The sequence below is a fragment of the Nonomuraea aridisoli genome (assembly GCF_003236395.1).
Classification (GTDB): domain Bacteria; phylum Actinomycetota; class Actinomycetes; order Streptosporangiales; family Streptosporangiaceae; genus Nonomuraea; species Nonomuraea aridisoli.
The window spans coordinates 1-17,865 of sequence record NZ_POUD01000196.1 but is presented as its reverse complement, the minus strand read 5'-3'; the positions used below and the strand labels follow the sequence as shown (position 1 = coordinate 17,865).

Genomic DNA, 17,865 nt, shown 5'->3' with positions numbered 1-17,865 from the left:
CTCCTGCTCGGCCCTGGCCCCCGCCCAGTCGTCCCGGCGGGCGCGGCGGTACAGCTCGACGTACCCCTGCGGGTCGACGTTGCCGAGCCCGGGGACCACGCCGTCGGCGCCCATCCACAGCGCCGAGTCGACGGTCACCTCCGACCCGGTGAGCACGCTGAACGGCGGCCGGCGCCGCATGATCACTTCCCGCAGGCCGCCGTCGTCGCCGCTGGAGTCCTTCAGCCCGGCCAGCGCGCCCTCCTCCGCCAGCTCCAGCAGCAGGTCTGCGCTCAGCTTCGTGTGCACGGAGACCGGCAGGTCGTAGGCGTAGACCGGCAGCCCGGCCCGCGCGGCGACGGTCCGGAAGTGCACGCGGATCTCCTCCGGATGCGTCCGCGTGTAGAACGGCGCGGTCACCACCAGCCCCGACGCCCCGGCCGCCACCGCTGGCCGGGCGTGTTCGAGCACCCGGGGCGTCGTCATGTCGATCACCCCGGCCAGCACCGGCACCTGCCCGCCCACATGCCCGACCACGGTCTCCAGCACCGTCCGCCGCTGCCCGTCGGTCAGGTACGCCACCTCCGACGACGACCCGAGCACGAACAACGCGTCCACGCCCCCACCGAGCAGATGGTCCACCAGCCGAACGAGCGAGCCGACGTCCACCTCACGCTCGGCCGTCAAAGGCGTGCACACCGGCGGGATCACACCGGACAGTCTCATACGCGCTCCAAAGTTCGAGGTCGGTCGGCTACGCCGGGCGCGGCCGTTACTACGCGGGCCAGCGTTCGACGTGGCGCCAGCGGTCGCGCCAGCGTGCGTACCATTCGGCGAACCACGGGTGGATCCCCGCCAGCGGCATCACGTACGCGACGGTCTCGGCGTAGTAGCGGCGCTGGAAGCGCCACGGCATCCGCTGCAACTCCTGCACGTTGCTCGCCCGGTCGGACAGCTTCACGAGCACGGCCTGCCGTGGCGCCCTGACGAGGGCGGCCAGGTGGTCGGCCTTCGCCGCGCCGGGCGGCCGGGTCACCCAGCGCACCGTCTCCGCCACCCGGGGGCCGAACTCGCGCGCGAGCTCCTCCTCCGTGCACGGGGTGTCCTCCAGCACGTCGTGCAGCACGGTCGCGACCAGCACGTCACGCTCGCTCAGCCCGGCGCCGGCCACGGCCACCTCCAGGGCCTCCAGCAGGTGCTCGACGTAGGGGCGGCCGGTGGGGCGCTGCTGGGCGCCGTGCTCGCGGGCGGCGAAGGCGACCGCCCGGCCCAGGTCGCCGACGGTGGACGGCGGCAGCGCCCGGCCCAGGTGCGCCTCCGCGTGCGCCCAGGACGGCCAGCTCGTGAAGGTCTCCATCGCGTTCCTCCGTCGGTGTGATGCTGTCCCGAGCCTGTCCTAGGGTGAGGATATGGCTGAGATCGCCGTTCCCGACGGTTCCTGGACGTTCGATGGAGAAGTGCTGCGCATCGTTCCGGGCAGCGGCAAGGACGTCCACGATCTCCGCCGGACGCTCGGCGACGTGCGGGTGCCGCTGGAGGCGATCGCCGGGGTGACGTTCGAGCCGGCCCGCAAGGGCGGTCACCTGCGGCTGCGGCTGCGCAAGGGCGCCGACGCGCTCTCCGACGTGGTGGCCGGGGCGCTCGGTTCGCCGGCCGACCCGTACCGGCTGGCCGTGCCGAAGGACCGCGCGGGCGCGGCCGAATACCTGGCCGACGAGATCCTCGACACCCTGCGCGTCTACCAGACGCCGAGCGGCCCCTGCGACGACTATCTCGTGCCGATCCCCCAGGTGCCCGTCTCGGCCACGGCCGGCGACGGCACCGCGACCTTCGACGGCGAGCGCGTCCGGCTGGAGTGGACGGTCTTCGCGACCACCGACAAGGAGAAGGCCGGGCCGCAGGAGCTCCCGCTGTCCGACCTGGTGGGGGTGGAGTGGCGGCCGCAGTCCGCGCTCAACTACGGCACGCTGCGCTTCCGCGTCAAGGGCGAGGCCCGTCCGCCGCAGCCGCCGCAGAAGGACGTGCGTTGCGTCGCGTGGAGCATCCAGCGCTACGGCGGCGCGACGGCCCTGGTGGCCGCCGCCGTGCTGGCCCGCCTGCCGCGCGAGACGCCGGAACTGCCGGCCGCGCCGGCGCCGGTGTCCGACGACGTGCACGACGCGGTGCTGCGCCGGCTGGGCGAGCTGGGGCAGCTGCACCGCTCCGGGGTGCTGACCGACGAGGAGTTCGCGACCGCCAAGCAGGCGATGATCAGGCGTCTCCAGGAGTCGTGAGCCCGCTGCCCGCGGGCGTACGATCGACTACGCACAGTAGCGATCCCTGGAGGGCACATGTTCACGGCGATGCGCATCGCGGCGGCGGCCGGGGCGGTCGCGCTCCTGCCTGCCGCACTGCCCGCCCGGCCAGCGGCGGCCGGCCACCTGAGGTGCGACACCTTCGTCCACGCCCAGGACAGCCGGCTCGGCATCGCCTCCTGCGCCAACCCCACCGACCGGACGTGGATGTTCCGGGCGGTGGTGGTCTGCGGTCGGGCGCCCGACGTGATGGGCGGCTGGGTGACCGTCCTGCCGGGCCGGCACGGCGAGTCGCAGGGCTACTGCGGCGGCCGCTCCACCACCGGCGTCAGCGCCGTCGGCGTCGACGAACGCCCGGCCTGAGGCATCACCGCCGCCCCACAGCGGACGCCCGGCCTGAGCGATCACCGCCACCCCACGACAGAACGCCCGATCTGAGCGATCACCGCCGCCCCACGACGGCGGAGCCGTCGGAGCGGGGATCGCTGGCCGCCTCGAACCGCCCGCCGGGGCCGGCGGCGATCAGGTTGGCGTGGCCGAGCCATTCGTCGTGCGGCGGCACCGGCTTCGCGACGAACCCGTGGCGGGCCAGCGACCGGGCGGTCTCGGACGGCACGTCGCCCTCGACGTACACGGTCTCGTTGGTGTCCCCGCTCTCCTGCACGCCGACGATCCACCGCGGCGCGTCCACCGCTTGGGCGGGCGGCTCCCCCGCCATCGACCGCAGCAGCAGCTGGGTGTGGATCTGCGGCTGCCCATGCCCGCCCATCGTCGAGCTCACCCACCTGACCTGCCCTTCCCTGGTGACCAGGACGGGCATGAGGGTGTGGCGGGGGCGCTTGCCCGGCGCGACCACGTTGGGCGAGCGCGGGTCGAGCGAGAACGACCGCCCGCGGTTCTGCATGAGGATGCCGGTCGAGGGCTCCAGCACCGCCGAGCCGAACGAGTTGTAGACGCTCTGGATGAGCGAGACGGCGTACCCGTCCGAGTCGATCGCGGAGATGCCGACCGTGTCGCCGCCGACCCTGGCCGGTCCCGCCGGCCGCTCTTCGACGGGCAGGTCGCGACTCATCAGCTCGGCGCTGTCCACCTCGGCGAACCTGGGGTCGGCGAGCAGGTGGTCGCGTACCGCGGTGGCCGCGGCGAAGACGGCCGCCAGCCGGCCCGCGCCCGCCCCGAGCACGTCCGCGGGGTCGCCGAGGCGGCGCAGCCGGTCGAGCGCGCGCAGCAGGACGAACCCCTGCGTGTTGGGCGGGCTGGTGATCACCTCGTGGCCGCGGAACTCGCCCCTGAGCGGCTCGGCGATCTCCGGCTCGAACGCCGCCAGGTCGTCCGGCGTCATGACGGACCCGAGCCCGGCCAGCCCCGCCGCCAGGCGCCGGCCCAGGGCGCCGCGGTAGAAGGCGTCCGGCCCTCCCTGCTGCAGCTCGGTCAGCGTACGGGCGAGCGCCGGCTGCACGAGCGGATCGCCCTCGGCGAGGGGAACGCCGCCGGGCAGGAACACCTGCGAGCAGCCCGGGTCCGCCGCCAGCACGTCGCGTTTCTCCGCGATCGCCGCGCCGAGGGACCGGCCGACAGGTGCGCCGTCCGCGGCGGCCCGGATGGCGGCGGTGAAGTGGGCCGCCCACTCCAGGCGCGCGCCGAACGACCTGAGCGACGCCCAGCCGCGGACCCCGCCGGGCACCGTGACCGTGTCGATGCCGCGCATGGGGAGTTCGTCCCCGTGGAGTCCGCGCAGGCGTTCCAGCGTCTGGCGGGCGGGGGCGGGACCGGTCGCGTTCACGCAGCGCACCGCGCCGTCCGGGGTGCGGACGAGGGCCACCAGGTCGCCGCCCAGCGCCGTGTTGTTCGGGTAGACGACGGTCAGCACGGCGGCGGCCGTGATCGCGGCGTCGATGGCGTTGCCTCCGGCGCGGAACGTGTCCTCGCCGGCCTGCGTCGCCAGGTGGTGAGGGGAGGCGACGGCGAACGTGGTGGGTGTCATGCGCGGATCACCTCGGCGAGTGCCGGTATGAGGGTGGTGTAGGAGTCGGCGGTCAGGTGGAGCCCGTCGGCTTCGAGGCCGCCGGTGAGGATCAGGTCGGTCTCGAGGCACGCGTCGGCGGACGCCCGCAGCACCTCGCGGTAGGTGTCGAGCACGCGGTTGCTCCGTGACGGATGGCGGGCGCTCTCGTCGATCACCGGCGGCAGGAAGGCGACCCGGCGCGCGCCGGCGAAGGCCCGGGCGATGGCGGCGACGTTCTCGGCGAACCGCTCGATCGGCACGCATTTCCACGGCGCGCAGTCGTTGGCGCCGAACGACAGCACGACCGCGTCCCAGTCGTAGCGGGCGAGCAGCGGGGCCCGGCGCACGCCGTCGGAGCTGTCCCATCCGCCGGCGGCGCAGTTGTAGACGGTCGCCGTGCCGCCCAGCTCGCGTTCGAGATGCTGGATGCGGTCCTTGGTGAAGCGGGCGAGCATGCTGTCGCCGAAGAGCATGACGTCGGCCACTAGCGCGCCTGCACCGGCCGGCCCGACAGCCGCGAGAGCGCCTTCGCGCCGAGGCTGCTGCGGATGTGCGTGCGCATGACCTCCGCGGCCGTGGCGGCGTCGCCGGCGACGACCGCGTCCAGGATCGCCTGGTGCTCGGCGGCGGTCTCGTCGCGCCGCGCCTGGTCGCGTTTCTCCTCCAGGCCGACCAGGCGGTAGCGGTCCGCCTTGTCCCACAGGCCGTCGAGGGTGCCGATCAGCAGCTCGTTGTGCGAGGCGACGTAGACCGCGCGGTGGAAACGGCGGTGCGCCACCAGGTCGACCACCTCCGGCCGGTCGGACAGCGGCTGGAGCTCCGCGAACGCCGCCCGCATGGCGGCGATGTCGGCCGTGGCGCGCCGCTCGGCCGCCAGCGAGGCGGCAAGGGGGTCCAACGCCCGCCGCATCTCCAGCAGGTCGCGGGCCTCCTCGGCGGACAGGTCGGTCACCCGGGCGTCACGGTGGGCGTCGAGCTCCACGAGCCCCTCCGACTTCAGCCGGCGCAGCGCCTCGCGCAGCGGGGTCGTGCTGATGCCGAGGTCGCGGGCCAGCATCGCCTGGTTGAGCACCGTGCCGGGGCCGTACTCGTGGGAGAGGATGCGGTTGCGCAGCGCTTCGTAGGCGAAGTCGCTCTTCCTGGAGAAAGTGGTCATCTGTGCACCTCGTGCCGGGCCGGTGCATCGCCGCCCGGCGGTTCCTTGAGCACGGATCGGAAGAAGTCGGCGACGTGACCGATCACCTTCACCCCTTGGTGTCCCACATCCGCGACCAGGTCGAACCGGGTGTCGATGCCGTGCTCCGCCAGGTTCCGCCGGAGTGTGCGCAGTCGCTCGATCCTCGTGTCGCCCTGCTCCGCCAGCCCCGGCCGCCAGTTGGAGTCGTGCGGGTTGTTGATCTCCCAGCCTTCCACGTCCTGGTCGCCCACGACGAGCTGGATGCGGACGTTCCGCATCTCGGCCACGTCGAGGCCCTTTCCGAAGATCGACACGAAGTCCTTGGTGCCGAGCCACCACTCCGTCGTGTCGTCGATGAGCGTCACCCGGCCGGGAGCGCCGATGGAGACGGCGCGCAGCCGGTCCGGATGCGCGTACAGGAAACGGTGCGCGAACTGCCCGCCTCCGGAGAACCCGTGCAGCAGGAACCGCCGCGTCTCGATCGGTACCCGGCGGGCGACCTCGTCCACCATCGCGAGGAGGACGAGGTCGAAGCGGATGCCCCGGTATTCCAGGTATTTGAAGTTGTGCAGGTCGTCCGGGTCGATGATGCCCGCGGGGAAGTACGGCGCCAGCACGACCACGCGCTGCTCCTCGGCGAAACCAATGAACGCGTCGCGGTAGCGGGTCGCGGTGCGCGCCGTGCCGTGCTGGACCACCATGAGCGGGTACCGCTCGGGGTCGCCCTCCCGGCGCTCCGGGATGTAGAGCCGGTAGCTGAACCGCTGATCCATCTGACAGGCGATCGCCGTGGTGGCGCCGGTGAAGAAGTGTCTGGCGGAGCTTTCCCGCGGAACGTCGCGCATCTGCCCTTTCCTTGTCATCGCGATGGTGTCACGCCGCCTCCGGCAGGGCGACCCCGGGACAGACCACCACGTCGCGAAGCTACAGGCTATAACCTATAGCCGTCAACGGTCCTGGAGACGGCGGAGGACCAGGCGCATGATGCCGCCGTGGCGGTGGACCTCGCGCTCCCGGTCGGTGTCGAGGCGGACGACCGCCTCGAACTCCTTGCCGTCCGCCCGCACCGTCACGGTCGCCGCGCCGGCCGGGCTCGTGATGTCGAACACCTCGTGGCCGGTCAGGCCCAGGCTCCGCGCGTTCTCGCCCGGCCGGTACTGCAGCGGCAGCACGCCCATCCCGATCAGGTTCGAGCGGTGGATGCGCTCGAACGACTCGGCCAGGACGGCGCGTACGCCGAGCAACGCCGGTCCCTTCGCGGCCCAGTCACGCGAGGAGCCCGTGCCGTACTGGGCGCCGCCGAGCACGACGAGCGGGGTGCCCGCCGCGCGGTAGGCCATCGCGGCGTCGTACACCGTACGCACCCGGCCGCCCTCGGTGAAGCTCGCGGTGTAGCCGCCCTCCACGTCCGGCACCAGCCGGTTGCGCAGGCGTACGTTGGCGAAGGCGCCCCTGACCATCACCTCGTGGTCGCCCCGCCGCGAGGCGTAGGTGTTGACCTCGGACCGGGCGACGCCGCGTTCGCGCAGGTAGCGGCCCGCCGGGGAGTCGGCGGGGATCGCCCCGGCCGGCGAGATGTGATCCGTGGTGGTCGAGTCCCCCAGCATCACGAGGACCCGCGCCCCTTCGATGCCGGTCACCGGCTCCGGCTCGGGCGACATCCCGTCGAAGAAGGGCGGGCGCCGCAGGTAGTCGCTGTCGGGATCCCAGCGGAACCGGTCGCCGTCCTGCTGCTCCAGACTCTCCCAGCGGGCGTCGCCGGCGAACACGTCGCGGTAGGCCGCGGTGAACATCTCCGGCGTGATCGCGCTCTCCATGACCCGCGCGACCTCCTCCGGCGCGGGCCACACGTCGGCCAGCCGCACGGGGCTGCCGTCGGGGGCGTGGCCGAGCGGGTCCGACGTCAGGTCGGTGTCGACGGTGCCGGCCAGCGCGTACGCGACGACCAGCGGCGGCGAGGCCAGGTAGTTCTGCCGGACATCGGGATTGATGCGGCCCGCGAAGTTCCGGTTGCCGGAGAGCACCGCGGCCACCGTGAGCCCGTCGTCGCGCGCCGCCTGCCCCACCTGCGCCACCAGCGGCCCGGAGGCGCCGATGCAGGTCATGCAGCCGTACCCGGCCAGGTGGAACCCCAGCTCCTCCAGGTACGGCGTGAGCCCGGCGGCGTCGAGGTAGGAGGTCACCACCCGCGACCCCGGCGACAGGGTCGTCTTGACCCACGGCCTGCTGCGCAGCCCGCGCCGGACCGCGTTGCGGGCCAGCAGCGCGGCCGTGACCATCGCCGCGGGGTTGGAGGTGTTCGTGCAGGACGTGATCGCCGCGATGCCCACGACGCCGTGGGGCAACCCGTCCGACGGCGGCAGATCTCCCGCCGCCTCCCGGAACCGCCGCCGGACCTGGGACAGCGGGACCCGGTCCTGGGGGCGGTGCGGCCCGGCGACCGACGGTTCGACGGCGCCGAGGTCGATCTCCACCGTCTCGGTGTAGTCGGCCGCGTGCTCGGCCCGGTGCCACAGCCGCTGGGCCCTCGCGTACGCCTCGACCAGCGCCACGTGCGCGGGCGGGCGGCCGGTGAAGCGCAGGTAGCGGATCGTCTCCTCGTCCACCGGGAAGTACGCGCACGTCGAGCCGAACTCCGGGCTCATGTTCGCGATCGTCGCCCGGTCGGGAAGGGACAGCGCCCGCACGCCCTCGCCGTGGAACTCCACGAACGCGCCGACGACGCCGTGCGAGCGCAGCGTCTCGGTGATCGTCAAGACCAGGTCGGTCGCGGTGGCGCCCCGCCGCAGCGCGCCGGTGAGCCGGACGCCCACCACCGGCGGCAGCGGCATGTTGAGCGACTCGCCGAGCATCGCCGCCCCGGCCTCGATGCCGCCGATCCCCCAGCCCAGGACGCCGACGCCGTTGACCATCGTGGTGTGGGAGTCGGTGCCGACGCACAGGTCGGGGTAGGCCCAGCCGTCGTCGGCCACGACCACGCGCGCGAGGTGCTCCAGGTTGATCTGGTGCATGATCCCCTTGCCGGGCGGGACGATGCGGACGTTGCGCAACGACGACCGCGCCCAGCGCAGGAACCGGTAGCGCTCGGCGTTGCGCTCGTACTCCAGCTCGACGTTGCGCTCCAGCGCGCCGGGCGAGCCGAACACGTCGGCGATCACCGAGTGGTCGACCACGAGCTCGGCGGGGATCCGCGGGCTCACTGCCGCCGGGTCGCCGCCGATGGCGTGCATGGCGTCGCGCATGGCCGCGAGGTCGGCGAAGGCCGGCACGCCGTTGGTGTCGTGCAGGAACACCCGCGACGGATGCACGTCGACCGTGGCCGGCCCACCCGATCCCCACGCCAGCACCGCCTCGATCTGCTCCCGCGTCACCCGCTCGCCGTCCTCGTGGCGCAGCAGGTTCTCCAGCAGGACGCGGATCGTGTACGGCATGCGCGGCGTGACGAGCTCGCCGATCCTGGCGACGCGGTGGCGGGCGGGGCCCACGGACAACTCGCCGAAGACGCCGAAGCTGTCGAGCCGGGCGCGCGATCTCAGCGCAGACGGGTCAGGCACGGGGGACATCTCCTCATGATCGGCGCCCGGATGGAGGTTATAACCTAGCTAGTGCAGAGCAAGGTTATAACCTGTCGCGCATGACGCTCGCGTACAGCCCCACCACCCCCGCCGACCTGATCGCGCTCGACGAACGATGGAGCGCGCACAACTACCACCCCCTGCCGGTCGTGATCGCCGAGGCCGAGGGCGCCTGGGTGACCGGCGTCGACGGCACCCGCTACCTCGACCTGCTCTCCGGCTACTCCGCCCTCAACTTCGGCCACCGGCACCCCGCGCTCGTCGCCGCCGCGACCGAGCAGCTCGGCCGCGTCACCCTCACCTCACGCGCGTTCCACCACGACCGGTTCGGCCTGTTCTGCCGGGAGCTGGCCGAGCTGACGGGCACCGAGATGGTGCTGCCGATGAACTCCGGCGCCGAAGCCGTCGAGTCGGCGATCAAGGTCGCCCGCAAGTGGGCCTACCGCGTCAAGGGCGTCCCCGACGGCACCGGCGAGATCGTGGTCGCCGCGTCGAATTTCCACGGCCGCACCACCACAATCGTCTCCTTCTCCACCGACGAGACCGCGCGGGCCGATTTCGGGCCGTTCACGCCCGGTTTCGTGGTGGTTCCGTACGGCGACGCCGGCGCGCTCGCGGCGGCGATCACCGAACGCACGGCGGCCGTCCTGCTGGAGCCCGTCCAGGGCGAGGCGGGCGTGATCGTGCCACCGCCGGGCTATCTCGCCGAGGCTCGCCGGCTCTGCGACGAGGCCGGCGCGCTGCTGATCGCCGACGAGATCCAGTCGGGCCTCGCGCGTACGGGAGCCGTGCTCGCCCTCGACCACGAAGGCGTCCGGGCCGACCTCTACACCCTGGGCAAGGCGCTCGGCGGCGGCATCGTCCCGGTGTCGGCGGTGGTCGGCCGGGCCGACGTCCTGGGCGTGCTGCGGCCGGGCGAGCACGGCTCGACGTTCGGCGGCAACCCGCTGGCCTGCGCGGTCGGCCTGGCCGTCGTCCGGCTGCTGAGGAGCGGCGAGTACCAGGAGCGGGCCACGACGCTCGGCGCCCGCCTGCACGCCAGGCTCGCCACGCTGGTCGGCCACGGCGTCGAGGAGGTCCGCGGCCGCGGGCTCTGGGTCGGCGTGGACCTGGCGCCGGGAGGGCTCGGCGGCCGGGAGGCGGCCGAGGCGCTCATGACCCGCGGGGTGCTGTGCAAGGAGACGCACGGCCGAACCCTGCGGATCGCCCCGCCGCTGGTCATCGGCGAGGCGGACCTGGACCACGCGCTCGACGCGATCGACGAGGTCGTCCGCCGGCGGTGAGCGTCACTTCCGGGTGCGCCGGGTGGTGCGCTTGCGCGGCTCGGTCAGCGACGCGCGCAGCGAGTTGAGCAGCTCCGACGTGCTGGTGGCCCGGTCGCGGTCGCGCGCGGCCAGGCCCAGCACGAGGCAGTCGGTGAGCAGCAGCGCGCTGAGCCCCTCACCGGTGTAGCCGGATCCCGAGTGCACGGCCGTCAGGGTGAGGGTCACCCGGTCGGCCAGCACCGGCAGCAGCGCGTCGGAGAACAGCAGGACCTGGGCGCCGACCTCCTGGGCGTGGTCGAGCAGGACGTACACGTCGTTGAAGAGCCGGCCGGGCACGTAGAGCACCATCACGTCGGACTTCTGCAGCCCCAGCAGGTCATCGGCCAGCCGGAAGCCGGTGCTGTTGATCAGCCGGGCGTGGCGGCCGAGGCGGCGCAGCCGCAGGGTCAGGTAGTGGGCGCACATCTCGGAGGGGCCGAGCCCGAAGCTCACGATCTCGCGGGCGCCCATGAGCAGGTCGAGGGCCGCGACGAAGTCGTCCTCCGTGATCAGCCTGCGGGTCTCCAGCAGCCGCTCGGTGGCCTCGGTGAAGACGTGGTCCATCAGCGACCCGGCCTCCTGACCGGCCTTGTCGATGCGGCTGCGCAGCCGTGCCGACGGCCGGGTGCCGCCGATCGCCTGCCGGCCGGCCTCGCGCTTGAGGCCGGGCAGGCCCGAGTAGCCCAGCGCCTTGGCCGTGCGGATCACGGTCGCGTCGCTGGTGCCCGTGGCGGCGCCGATCTCGCCCGAGGTCGCGAAGATGATCTCGTGCGCGTGGTCGCGCAGATATTCGGCGACACGCCTCTCCGCGGGAGGCAGTTCGTCCAGCTTGCTGGCGATCTGCTCGCGCAACGGGTTGTCTCCGGGCTGATTGCGGCTCACGGCAGGGGGTTGACTTTCTTCTCGTAATGACTAATGTCGCACCGTAGTTGCCACTACGAAACCCGTCAATCGTAGGCTCCGCTACAGCTTCGGCTACGGCGCGCGCCGTCTGGGGGTGGATCCCTACCAGAGTATGAGCTCACGACCGGTCGGCGCCGCCGGCCGGGACCCGCGCCCCGGTCGCGTTCCACCGGGCCCCGTCCACGAACGATCCGCAGCTCGGTCCGGCCCGCGTGACCCGCGCCGCCGGGACCGCCCGCATGCCGCTGCGGCCCGTCGACCGGGCCACGACAAACCCCTTCCAGCCTGCTCTGCCGTGCCACGGCGTCCACTTGTAGTCACGACTACGACCGTGGTGCGCGCACGAGGGCCGGGCGGTGACCCTCCTTCCCCCCTAGATCACTGGGAACCGTCATGACAAAGCAGCGACTTTCCCGCCGGCTCGCCGCCGGCACGGCCACATGCGCCACGTTCGCGCTGGTCGCCGGGTGCGGCGGCGCGGCCGTCTCGCCGTCCCAGGCCGCCCAGCAGGCCAAACAGAACGTGCGGCTGGTCGACAGCACGCCCGCCGCCACGGGCCCGCTCGACAAGGCCACCTGGTTCATGCCCAAGGAGCCGGCCACCCTCGACCTCGACAACGACGCCGCGGGCGCCACCACCGACACCGTCATGGGCAACGTCTGCGAACGCCTCGTCCAGTCGCAACCCGACCTGACCATCAAGCCCTGGCTCGCCGAGAAGTACGAGTGGAAGACGCCGGAGACGCTCGTCTTCACCATCCGCGAGGGGGTGCGCTTCCACAGCGGCAACGAGATGACCGCCGACGACGTGGTGTGGAGCATGAACCGGCACGCCGCCGACGGCGCCAACGAGTCCGACGAGTACGAGAACGTCAGCGAGGTCCGCAAGACCGGCCCGAACGAGGTGACGGTCACGATGAAGCAGGCCGACGCCGTGTTCCTGAAGGCGCTGGCCGGCACGGGCGGCGTCGTCCTCGAGCGCCAGGCCGTCGAGTCCCAGGGCGACGCCTTCGGCACGCCGCGCGGCGACGACGCCTGCACCGGCCCGCTGGAGCTCAAGGCGTGGGAATCCGGGCGGCAGATCGTGCTGACCAAGGCCGCGAACTACTGGAACCAGGAGCGCGCCTCGAAGACGGGCGAGCTCACCATCCGGTGGGCGGACGACGACGCCGTGGTCAACTCGCTGCTCACCGGCGAGGCCGACGGCGCGTACCTGGAGAACATCGCCTCGGCGACCCGGCTGGCCGGCGGCCCGAACACGACCGTCAGCCAGGGGCCCGACACCCGCGTCTGGAACTCGATGGTGACCGAGCGCGGCGGACTCGCCGACGTGCGGCTGCGCAAGGCGCTGTCGCTGGCGCTCGACCGGGACGGCGTCTCCCGGGCCGCGCTCGCCGGTCTCGGCGTGCCGGCCGCCGAGCCGGTGGGCCCCGGCGCGTGGGGGTACGAGGCCGCCAAGTTCCGCGCGGCCTCGGAGCAGCTGGCCGCCGGCGCGCCCGCCAAGCCCACTCCGCAGAACATCGAGGCGGCCAAGAAGCTCGTCGCCGAGGCCGGCGCCACCCAGCAGATCGTGGTCGCCAGCGACGGCACCACCGGGCGCGACGTGATCGCCAACGCGGTCGTGGACGCCGCGAAGAAGATCGGCCTGGACGCCCGCATCATCCAGATCCCGCCCCAGCAGTACGGCGACTACTACAGCGACGCGGAGTTCAGGAAGCAGGCCGACCTGTTCACCGACGACTACTTCATCTCCAAGAACGACCCGGTCGGCTTCTACAAGAACGGCGCCTCCGACTCGACCGTCCAGTGGGTGCTCAAGGACCCCGAGTACGACGCCCTCGTGGCCAAGGCCAAGGCCGAGCTGGACGACGCCAAGCGCGCCGACCTCGCCATCGACCTGGCGCGGCGGTGGGCGGAGGCGATGCCGTGGTTGTCGGTCGTGCAGAGCCCGACCACGGTCGTCCTGGCCGGTGACGTGACCGGGGTGCCCGCCTCCGGCGCGTTCCGGAACTACCCGTGGGCGGCCGACCTCGGGGCGAAGGGCGAGTAAGCATGGCGGCGCTCCTCCTGCGACGGCTCGGCGCCATGGTGCTCACCCTGGCCATCAGCTCGTTCGTCATCTTCGTGGCCATCTACGCGGCGCCGGGCGACCCGGTGACGTTCCTGATCGGCAACCCGGAGAACATCACGCCGGAGCGGATCGCGGCGGTGCGCGCGGAGTACCACCTCGACCAGCCGCTGTTCGTGCAGTACGCCCTGTGGGCGCAGGGCATCCTGCACGGCGACCTCGGCACGTCGTTCTACTACCAGCAGCCGGTGTCCGACCTGTTGTCGTCGCGGCTACCGGTGACGTTGACGCTCGTGGGCATGGCGACGGTGCTGTTCGTCGTCCTCGGCGTCTCGCTGGGCGTCGTCTCGGCGCTGAGCAGGGGCGGCCGGGCCGACGCGTGGATCACCGGCGGCACCACGTTCGTGAACTCCGTCCCGAACTTCGTGGTGGCGCTGGGGCTCGTGTCGGTGTTCGCGGTGCAGCTGCGCTGGTTCCCGGTGGCCGGCGAGGGCGCCGGATTCGCCGGACGGCTGCAGCACCTGACGTTGCCCGCGGTCGCGCTCGCGCTCGGCTCGCTGGCCCTCATCAGCCGGGTGACCCGGCAGACCATGGTCGAGCAGCAGACGCTCGACCACGTCGAGGCGGCGCGCAGCTACGGGCTCGGCACCTGGGCGATCGTGACCCGGCACGTGCTGCGCAACTCGCTCGGCCCGGTCGTCACCATGTGCGGGCTGACCCTGGCCGGGATGCTCGCGGGGACCACGGTCATCGAGAGCGTCTTCGGCATCAGCGGGGTCGGCAACCTGCTGGTGGAGTCGATCAACACCCACGACTTCGCCGTGGTGCAGGCGATCCTGCTCTACATGGTGCTCGCGTACATGGTGGTCACCATGCTCGTGGACCTCGTCTATCCGCTCCTCGACGCGCGGACCCTCGTGAGGAGTGAAGGATCGTGACGATCGACGGCATCAGCGCGCGCACCGCGGCGGCGCCGCTCGCCGGCCGGCGCAGGCGTTCCCCGTGGACGTTCCGGGTCTGCATCGCCATCCTGGGCGTGGCCGTGGCGGCGGCGGTGTTCGCGCCGCTCGTCGCGCCGTACGAGCCCGACGCCACGGACTTCTCCGCCATCTGGCTGCCGCCCGGCCCCGGACACTGGCTGGGCACCGACCAGCTCGGCCGCGACATCCTGTCGCGGGTGATCCACGGCGCGCGGCCCAGCCTGCTCGGGGCCATCGCGCTGCTCGCCTTCGCGACGGTGCTGGGCGTGCTCATCGGGGTGGTCGCCGCCTGGCGGCGCGGCTGGGTGGACACCGTGCTCGCCCGGATCACCGACGTCATGTTCGCCTTCCCCGGTCTGCTGTTCGTGGTGCTCGTCATCGCGGTCTTCGACCGGGGGCCGGCGACGGCGGTCATCGGCATGGGGCTGGCGTTCGCGCCGCTGATCGCGAAGTTCACCCGGGCGATCGCGCTGGAGGAGCTGGCGCGGCCGTACGTCGACGCCTACCGCCTGCAGGGCGTCGGCGGCGTCCAGCTCATCGCCCGTTACCTGCTGCCCAACCTGATGCCGACGCTGGTCGGCTACCTCGTGGTGCTGTTCGGCGAAGGGCTGATGAGCCTGGCCTCGCTCAACTTCCTCGGGTTCGGCGCGCAGCCGCCCAGCTCCGAATGGGGCCTGATGGTGCAGGAGGGCCGCGCCGGCGTGATCCAGGGCGTCCTCGGGCCCGCCCTCATCCCGGGGCTCACGATCGCGGTCGTCGTCGTCGCGACCAACGTCGTCGGGGTCCGCCTTTCCGACAAGCTCGCCGTGAGGACGTGACGCGCATGCTGCTGGCGATCGAAGACCTCCACCTGTCGGTGCCGAGCCCGGAAGGCCCCCGGCGGATCCTGCGGGGCGTGTCCCTCGACGTCTCCGAGGGAGAGACCGTGGGGCTGGTCGGCGAGTCCGGCTCCGGGAAGTCGACCACGGCACGGGCCGCGCTGCGGCTGCTGCCCGAGCGCGCGTCGTTGTCGGGCGCCGTCTCGGTCTGCGGGCACGACATGGCCGGGGGCGACCCGGCCGTGGTGCGGAAGGTGCGTTCCGGGTTGGCCGCCATGATCTTCCAGGAGCCGCGGGCCGTGCTCAACCCGGTGCGCCGCATCGGCGGCTCGGCCACCGAACGGCTCGTGCACGTCCACGGCGTCGCCAAGGCCGAGGCGCGGCGGCGGATCGCGACGCTGTTCGGCGAGGTGGGACTGGGCGACGCCGACCGGCTGCTGCGGGCGTATCCGCACCAGCTGTCCGGCGGCATGCTGCAGCGCGTGGTGATCGCCGCGGCGCTGAGCACCGGCCCGCGCCTGCTGCTCGCGGACGAGGCGACGAGCGCGCTCGACGTGACCACGCAGGCGGAGGTGCTGGCGCTGCTGCGGCGGCTGCAGCGGGAGCGGGAGATGGGCGTGTTGTTCATCACCCACGACCTGCAGCTCGCCGCCGCCTACTGCGACCGCGTGTACGTGATGAAGGACGGCGCCGTGGTGGAGCACCAGCAGGCCGGCACGATCTTCGTCAACCCGTCGGACCCGTACACGAAGGCGCTGGCGGACGCCGTCCCCCGTCTTCCCCAGCGCGACGACACCCGCGACCACACCATGGAGACGTCCGCATGAGCGAGGCCGTACGGGTCAGCGACCTGACCAAGACGTATCCGGCACGGCGCGGCGGCGCCCGCGTGGTCGCCGTCAAGGACGTGAGCTTCGAGCTGGCCAAGGGCGAGTCGCTCGGCCTGGTCGGCGAGTCCGGCTCCGGCAAGACCACCCTCACCCGCCTGCTGGTTGGCCTCGCCCGCCCCGACGCGGGCACGATCGTCATCGACGGCCGCACCCGGGAGGGGAGAGAACGCGGCAGGGCCGCGCGGCTGCGCAGGGCCAAGGAGGTCCAGATGGTCTTCCAGGACCCCTACGGCTCGCTGGACCGGCGCATGAGCGTCGAGGCGGCGCTGCGCGACGTGCTCCGCCGCCACCTGCCCGACCCGGCCAAGGACACCGTGCGGGCGCGGATCTCCGAGCTGATGGACCACGTCGGGCTCTCGGAGAAGCACCTCGGCTCGCGGCCCCACGAGCTCAGCGGCGGGCAGCGGCAGCGGGTCGCCATCGCCAAGGCGCTCGCGGTGGACCCGGCGGTGCTCGTGCTCGACGAGGCGGTGTCCGCGCTGGACGTCTCCGTCCAGGCGCAGATCCTCGCCCTGCTCAACCGGATCCGCGCCGAGACCGGCGTGAGCCTCGTGTTCGTCACGCACGACCTGGCCGTGGTCAACGAGGTGACCGGCCAGATCCTGGTGATGTACAAGGGCGAGGCCGTCGAGCGCGGCGTCACCGCTGAGGTGCTGCGCCGGCCCCGGCACCCCTACACCGACATGCTGCTGTCGTCCGCGCCGGGGCCGAACTGGCAGCCTGAACGCGTCGCCGAACTGCGGGCCGCCTTCGCGGGCACGCCGTGACGCTCGCCGTGATCAAGGAGATTTCATGAAAGTGCTCGTACTGCCCGGCGACGGCATCGGCCCGGAGATCGTCACCGCGACCCTGGAGGTGCTGGCGGCGACCGGCCTCGGCCTGGAGGTCGAGCTCGCCGACATCGGGTTCGCCGGCCTGGCACGGGAGGGCACGACGCTGCCGCAGCCGGTGCTGGACCGAATCCCCGAGGTGGACGGCGTGATCCTGGGCCCGGTGTCGCACTACGAGTACCCGCCGCGCGAGCAGGGCGGGCTCAACCCGTCCGCCGAGCTGCGCGTCCGGTTCGAGCTGTTCGCGAACGTCCGCCCCTGCCGGTCGCGATCGGACCTCAGCGTGCTGCGCGCACCGATGGACCTGGTCATCGTCCGGGAGAACACCGAGGGCTTCTACTCCGACCGCAACATGTACGCGGGAAACGGCGAGTTCATGCCGGACGCCGGCAGCGCGTTCAGCATCAGGAAGATCACCGCGCGGGGCAGCGAGCGCGTGGCCCGCGCGGCGTTCGAGCTCGCCCGCGGACGCCGCGGGAAGGTGACGGCGATCCACAAGGCCAACGTGCTCAAGCTCTCCGACGGGCTCTTCCTGCGCGTGGTCCGCGAGGTCGCCGCGGAGTTCCCCGACGTCGAGCTGGAGGAGCTGATCGTGGACGCCGCCGCGGCGGCGCTCGTCCGGCGGCCGGACACGTTCGACGTGATCGTGACCACCAACATGTTCGGCGACATCCTGTCCGACGAGGCGGCCGAGCTGTCGGGCAGCCTCGGCCTCGGCGGCTCGCTCAACGTCGGCCACGACATCGCGGTGGCCCAGGCGCAGCACGGCTCCGCGCCCGACATCGCGGGCAAGGGCGTGGCCAATCCCACCTCGCTCATCCTGTCCGCCGCGATGCTGCTCGACTGGCGAGGCCGCCGCGACGGGAACGACGACCTGATCGCGGCCGCGGCCGGCATCGAGTCGGCCGTGGAGCGGGTGCTCGACCAGCCGGCGACCCGCACCCCCGACCTCGGCGGGAACCTCGGCACCGCCCAGTTCGCCGCCCACGTGGCGGCACGCCTGCGCCGCGAGACCTGACGCGTCCTCCCCTCCCGAGCCGACC

Annotated in this window: 18 protein-coding genes; 9 read left to right on the top strand and 9 right to left on the bottom strand. The window is 72.7% G+C overall.

What is annotated here, in order from left to right:
* Both C1J01_RS33745 and C1J01_RS33740 read right to left on the bottom strand, forming a co-directional pair.
* Positions 1–705 (bottom strand): dihydrodipicolinate synthase family protein (locus tag C1J01_RS33745; protein WP_111183022.1); only part of this gene is annotated, 705 nt, incomplete at its 3' end.
* A 49-nt stretch (positions 706–754) separates the two neighbouring features.
* A complete protein-coding gene (locus C1J01_RS33740; protein WP_111183020.1) occupies positions 755–1,336 on the bottom strand; it encodes an HD domain-containing protein in 582 nt (193 codons plus the stop codon).
* 52 nt (positions 1,337–1,388) lie between these two features.
* Between C1J01_RS33740 and C1J01_RS33735 the strand changes: the two genes are divergently transcribed.
* Positions 1,389–2,252 carry a DUF4429 domain-containing protein gene (locus C1J01_RS33735; RefSeq protein WP_111183019.1) on the top strand — a complete coding sequence of 288 codons (864 nt, stop codon included), beginning with the start codon at positions 1,389–1,391 and terminating at the stop codon, positions 2,250–2,252.
* A 57-nt stretch (positions 2,253–2,309) separates the two neighbouring features.
* Positions 2,310–2,636: a hypothetical protein gene (locus C1J01_RS33730; protein ID WP_111183018.1), complete on the top strand. Its 327-nt coding sequence runs from the start codon at positions 2,310–2,312 to the stop codon at positions 2,634–2,636.
* Between the two features lie 79 nt (positions 2,637–2,715).
* Here the strand turns inward: C1J01_RS33730 and C1J01_RS33725 are convergent, their stop codons facing one another.
* The 5 genes from C1J01_RS33725 to acnA all read right to left on the bottom strand — a co-directional run bounded on the left by C1J01_RS33725 (position 2,716) and on the right by acnA (position 9,009).
* Positions 2,716–4,257, bottom strand: coding sequence for a gamma-glutamyltransferase family protein (locus C1J01_RS33725; protein ID WP_111183017.1), 1,542 nt, complete (start codon positions 4,255–4,257; stop codon positions 2,716–2,718).
* Entirely contained in the window at positions 4,254–4,763 is a 510-nt protein-coding gene (locus C1J01_RS33720) for a GDSL-type esterase/lipase family protein (RefSeq protein WP_111183016.1), read from the bottom strand. Before C1J01_RS33720 ends, C1J01_RS33725 begins: the two co-directional genes overlap by 4 nt.
* On the bottom strand, positions 4,763–5,434 hold the full coding sequence (locus tag C1J01_RS33715) for a GntR family transcriptional regulator (RefSeq protein WP_111183015.1): 672 nt from the start codon (positions 5,432–5,434) through the stop codon (positions 4,763–4,765). Before C1J01_RS33715 ends, C1J01_RS33720 begins: the two co-directional genes overlap by 1 nt.
* Positions 5,431–6,300: an alpha/beta hydrolase family protein gene (locus C1J01_RS33710; protein ID WP_111183014.1), complete on the bottom strand. Its 870-nt coding sequence runs from the start codon at positions 6,298–6,300 to the stop codon at positions 5,431–5,433. The genes C1J01_RS33715 and C1J01_RS33710 overlap by 4 nt, the downstream gene beginning before the upstream one ends.
* A 102-nt stretch (positions 6,301–6,402) precedes the next feature.
* Complete coding sequence (gene acnA / locus C1J01_RS33705) at positions 6,403–9,009, bottom strand: aconitate hydratase AcnA (RefSeq protein WP_235854844.1); 2,607 nt, start codon at positions 9,007–9,009, stop codon at positions 6,403–6,405.
* A gap of 80 nt (positions 9,010–9,089) precedes the next feature.
* On the opposite strand from acnA, the gene rocD reads away from it, so the two are divergent.
* A complete protein-coding gene (gene rocD, locus C1J01_RS33700; protein WP_111183012.1) occupies positions 9,090–10,313 on the top strand; it encodes an ornithine--oxo-acid transaminase in 1,224 nt (407 codons plus the stop codon).
* Between the two features lie 3 nt (positions 10,314–10,316).
* On the opposite strand, the gene C1J01_RS33695 is transcribed toward rocD, so the two are convergent.
* A complete protein-coding gene (locus C1J01_RS33695) occupies positions 10,317–11,216 on the bottom strand; it encodes a MurR/RpiR family transcriptional regulator (protein WP_111183011.1) in 900 nt (299 codons plus the stop codon).
* A gap of 139 nt (positions 11,217–11,355) precedes the next feature.
* Entirely contained in the window at positions 11,356–11,505 is a 150-nt protein-coding gene (locus tag C1J01_RS50300; protein WP_181449103.1) for a hypothetical protein, read from the bottom strand.
* Positions 11,506–11,630: 125 nt separating this feature from the next.
* On the opposite strand from C1J01_RS50300, the gene C1J01_RS33690 reads away from it, so the two are divergent.
* Genes C1J01_RS33690 through C1J01_RS33665 form a run of 6 tightly spaced genes read left to right on the top strand, consistent with a single transcriptional unit; the run spans position 11,631 to position 17,840 of the window.
* Positions 11,631–13,286, top strand: a complete 1,656-nt coding sequence (locus tag C1J01_RS33690) for an ABC transporter substrate-binding protein (protein WP_111183010.1) — start codon at positions 11,631–11,633, stop codon at positions 13,284–13,286.
* 2 nt (positions 13,287–13,288) lie between these two features.
* Positions 13,289–14,242 carry an ABC transporter permease gene (locus C1J01_RS33685; RefSeq protein ID WP_111183009.1) on the top strand — a complete coding sequence of 318 codons (954 nt, stop codon included), beginning with the start codon at positions 13,289–13,291 and terminating at the stop codon, positions 14,240–14,242.
* The gene (locus C1J01_RS33680; protein WP_235854843.1) at positions 14,239–15,102 is read left to right on the top strand and encodes an ABC transporter permease; all 864 of its coding nucleotides are present in this window, start codon (positions 14,239–14,241) and stop codon (positions 15,100–15,102) included. Before C1J01_RS33685 ends, C1J01_RS33680 begins: the two co-directional genes overlap by 4 nt.
* Before the next feature lie 5 nt (positions 15,103–15,107).
* Entirely contained in the window at positions 15,108–15,929 is an 822-nt protein-coding gene (locus C1J01_RS33675) for an ABC transporter ATP-binding protein (protein ID WP_111183008.1), read from the top strand.
* The gene (locus C1J01_RS33670) at positions 15,926–16,759 is read left to right on the top strand and encodes an ABC transporter ATP-binding protein (RefSeq protein ID WP_111183007.1); all 834 of its coding nucleotides are present in this window, start codon (positions 15,926–15,928) and stop codon (positions 16,757–16,759) included. Before C1J01_RS33675 ends, C1J01_RS33670 begins: the two co-directional genes overlap by 4 nt.
* Positions 16,760–16,784: 25 nt before the next feature.
* Complete coding sequence (locus tag C1J01_RS33665; RefSeq protein ID WP_111183006.1) at positions 16,785–17,840, top strand: isocitrate/isopropylmalate dehydrogenase family protein; 1,056 nt, start codon at positions 16,785–16,787, stop codon at positions 17,838–17,840.
* The last annotated feature ends 25 nt before the right edge of the window (positions 17,841–17,865 follow it).

Excerpts from the sequence above, each read along its gene's own strand:
- C1J01_RS33740 (WP_111183020.1), bottom strand. The coding sequence starts at position 1,336 with ATGGAGACCTTCACGAGCTGGCCGTCCTGGGCGCACGCGGAGGCGCAC.
- C1J01_RS33735 (WP_111183019.1), top strand. The coding sequence starts at position 1,389 with ATGGCTGAGATCGCCGTTCCCGACGGTTCCTGGACGTTCGATGGAGAA.
- C1J01_RS33730 (WP_111183018.1), top strand. The coding sequence starts at position 2,310 with ATGTTCACGGCGATGCGCATCGCGGCGGCGGCCGGGGCGGTCGCGCTC.
- C1J01_RS33725 (WP_111183017.1), bottom strand. The coding sequence starts at position 4,257 with ATGACACCCACCACGTTCGCCGTCGCCTCCCCTCACCACCTGGCGACG.
- C1J01_RS33715 (WP_111183015.1), bottom strand. The coding sequence starts at position 5,434 with ATGACCACTTTCTCCAGGAAGAGCGACTTCGCCTACGAAGCGCTGCGC.
- C1J01_RS33710 (WP_111183014.1), bottom strand. The coding sequence starts at position 6,300 with ATGCGCGACGTTCCGCGGGAAAGCTCCGCCAGACACTTCTTCACCGGC.
- rocD (WP_111183012.1), top strand. The coding sequence starts at position 9,090 with ATGACGCTCGCGTACAGCCCCACCACCCCCGCCGACCTGATCGCGCTC.
- C1J01_RS33690 (WP_111183010.1), top strand. The coding sequence starts at position 11,631 with ATGACAAAGCAGCGACTTTCCCGCCGGCTCGCCGCCGGCACGGCCACA.
- C1J01_RS33685 (WP_111183009.1), top strand. The coding sequence starts at position 13,289 with ATGGCGGCGCTCCTCCTGCGACGGCTCGGCGCCATGGTGCTCACCCTG.
- C1J01_RS33675 (WP_111183008.1), top strand. The coding sequence starts at position 15,108 with ATGCTGCTGGCGATCGAAGACCTCCACCTGTCGGTGCCGAGCCCGGAA.
- C1J01_RS33670 (WP_111183007.1), top strand. The coding sequence starts at position 15,926 with ATGAGCGAGGCCGTACGGGTCAGCGACCTGACCAAGACGTATCCGGCA.
- C1J01_RS33665 (WP_111183006.1), top strand. The coding sequence starts at position 16,785 with ATGAAAGTGCTCGTACTGCCCGGCGACGGCATCGGCCCGGAGATCGTC.